At 47.9% G+C, this 795-nt stretch carries 1 protein-coding gene; it reads left to right on the top strand.

The features are described 5' to 3' along the window. On the top strand, positions 1-795 hold a 795-nt coding region (tssC, locus tag ACWA6V_RS17595; RefSeq protein WP_449523722.1), incomplete at both ends, for a type VI secretion system contractile sheath large subunit.

The raw sequence follows: 795 nt of genomic DNA, 5'->3' as shown, positions 1-795 counted from the left end.
GCAAGAATACGATCAATTAGGTGGTTCACCTTACGGCTGCATGGTGGGTGATTTCAATTTTGACCACTCGCCACCGGACGTTGAATTGCTTGGAGAAATGGCAAAAATTTCTGCCGCCGCTCACTGCCCCTTTATCTCTGCTGCCGATCCGGCAGTGATGCAGATGCAATCCTGGCAAGAGTTAGCTAACCCACGCGACCTCACTAAAATTTTTGAAAACACTGAATATGCCGCTTGGCGCAGCCTGCGCGAATCAGACGATGCGCGCTATCTTGGTCTTACCATGCCACGCTTTTTAGCGCGCACACCCTACGGTGCAAAAACCAACCCGATTGATGATTTCAATTTTGAAGAAACTATTGATGGCGCTGATCACTCACGTTACTGCTGGGCAAACTCTGCCTATGCGATGGCAGTCAATATCAATAATTCCTTCAAAGAGTATGGCTGGTGCACATCAATTCGCGGTGTAGAATCCGGTGGTGCCGTACCCAATCTACCAACACATACTTTCCCCACCGATGACGGCGGTGTGGATATGAAATGCCCAACTGAAATTGCGATTTCAGATCGTCGCGAAGCAGAGTTGGCAAAAAATGGGTTTATGCCACTTATCCATCGCAAAAATACGGATATAGCCGCATTTATAGGCGCGCAGTCAATGCAAAAACCCGGCGAGTTTTTTGATCCGGATGCAACTGCCAATGCAAACCTTGCCGCACGTCTACCCTATCTATTTGCATGCTGTCGTTTTGCCCATTATTTGAAATGCATTGTGCGCGATAAAATCGGTTC

It is taken from the genome of Cellvibrio sp. (assembly GCF_053579595.1).
Note: the sequence above shows the minus strand (reverse complement) of the source record. Positions and strands in the feature narration are given on the sequence as shown.